Origin of the sequence: Staphylococcus coagulans, assembly GCF_002901995.1 — a bacterium.
In the GTDB taxonomy this organism is placed as follows: Bacteria; Bacillota; Bacilli; order Staphylococcales; family Staphylococcaceae; genus Staphylococcus; species Staphylococcus coagulans.
This window is the reverse complement of the sequence record NZ_PPQN01000142.1, coordinates 1354-2998: the sequence shown is the minus strand read 5'-3', so window position 1 is coordinate 2998 and position 1645 is coordinate 1354. Positions and strand designations below refer to the sequence as shown.

The 1645-nt window shown below is 28.9% G+C and carries 2 protein-coding genes; both read left to right on the top strand.

Going from position 1 to position 1645, the window contains the following annotated elements:
* The first annotated feature begins 27 nt into the window (after positions 1-27).
* The gene (locus CD118_RS11815; RefSeq protein ID WP_142380887.1) at positions 28-468 is read left to right on the top strand and encodes a hypothetical protein; all 441 of its coding nucleotides are present in this window, start codon (positions 28-30) and stop codon (positions 466-468) included.
* On the top strand, positions 458-1645 hold a 1188-nt coding region (locus CD118_RS11810), incomplete at its 3' end, for a radical SAM/SPASM domain-containing protein (RefSeq protein WP_169925620.1). The genes CD118_RS11815 and CD118_RS11810, both read left to right, overlap by 11 nt.

The following is a 1645-nucleotide window of genomic DNA, read 5'->3' as shown; positions in this document are numbered from 1 at the left end:
ATCTACTAGTTTAAGGAGGATTTTAAAATGAATAAAAATAAAATTATAATTATGTATGGGATAATGATTGCGCTAATAGCGATAAATATTTCCATATTTCCCAGCTTAAATGTCTTTACTTTTATGTTGATGTTAATAATTATACCTTTGGTGGTTATTATTGTTTTTAATATTTTAATTTTTAGCTCAGAAAAAATAAATCATGTAGCTTTAATTTTAAACACAGTGATTTCAACAGCTTTGCTAAATATTCCTAGCGTGATAAAAAATGACGACATAGCCAAAGTCATAGAAAACTCAAAAAATATACTTTCTGCCGATGTAAAAGTTAGTAATCAATCAAACTCACCATTTCAACTATTTTTTTCATATTTAATACTGTTAGGTATTACTATCGGTATATCTTATTTCGGAATAAACATGCGTGCTAAAAAGATGAGAAAAAGAGGGGAAGGTTATGGTCGTTAAACTAAACAAAAATGTCAAACTTCAAACTGTAAATGAGATCCCGATGCTTTTCAATTTGGGTAATAGCTTGATAATAGGGCTTGATAATGAGGGATATTCTTTTATAAAAGGAATGCCATATGAAAAAGAAGAGTTGAATGGGTTTAGCGATAATATTAATTTTCTATTTAAACATATGGAAGGTAATGGCTTTCTTGACGATTATGAGTGTGAAGACGATAACTCTGTTGGTTCAGCGTATTTACATGTAACAAACAGATGTAATTTAAATTGTGTAGGCTGCTACTCAATGAATGACAGCAGAAACATTGCTAAAGACAAAAGTTTAGCTTTCATTAAGAAAGAAGTAGACGAATTAGTAAGACACAATGTGAAGACAATAGTAATATCCGGGGGAGAAACTTTAATTAGAAAAGATATTGTAGATATTTGTAAGTATATAAAAGATAGAGAAGTCAAAGAGTTAATTCTGATTACAAATGGAACTATAGTGAATAATCACGTACTTAAACATCTTAATAAATATGTTGATGAGATTTCAGTCTCTATAGATACTTTTGATAATAAAACAAAGGGATATATTCGTGATGACGGTATTCATGACCGAATAATTAAGAATATAAATAAATTTTTAGAGCACGATTTTAAAGTTAATATACTTCCTACTATACATCAAAAAAATGTAAAGGATATGTATAAATTTAAAGAATTAGCAGATAGGCTTGGTGTTAGTATATCTTTTAGTATGATAACAACTGACAACTCAAATCAATACAGCTCATTAATTTTTAATAAAGAAGGTTTGAATGATTTGTCTATTGCTTTATCAGAACTAAATGGTGTTACTTGTGATGTTAATGCTTATAAAAGTTTAGAAACTAATAAGTCTTGTGGTGTAGGCGATGGAGTTATTGCAATTAGCTCAGATGGAGACATTTATCCATGTCATATGCTTATGTTGGAAAGTATGATCTTAGGCAATTTGAAAGATATTACCTTATCTGATGCAATAGAATCTCAACAAAACTCATTTTTTAAAAACTACATTGTAGACGACTTAAAAGGCTGTAAAAACTGTAATGTAAGGTATTTATGTGGTGGAGGTTGTAGAGCAAGAGCATACTTACATACAGGTGAAAAAGATGGTAAAGACCCTTATTGTGGTTTTTATTATAAA

What these genes read in the sequence shown, in the direction of transcription:
- CD118_RS11815 (WP_142380887.1), top strand. Translation starts at nt 28, where the DNA reads ATGAATAAAAATAAAATTATAATTATGTATGGGATAATGATTGCGCTA.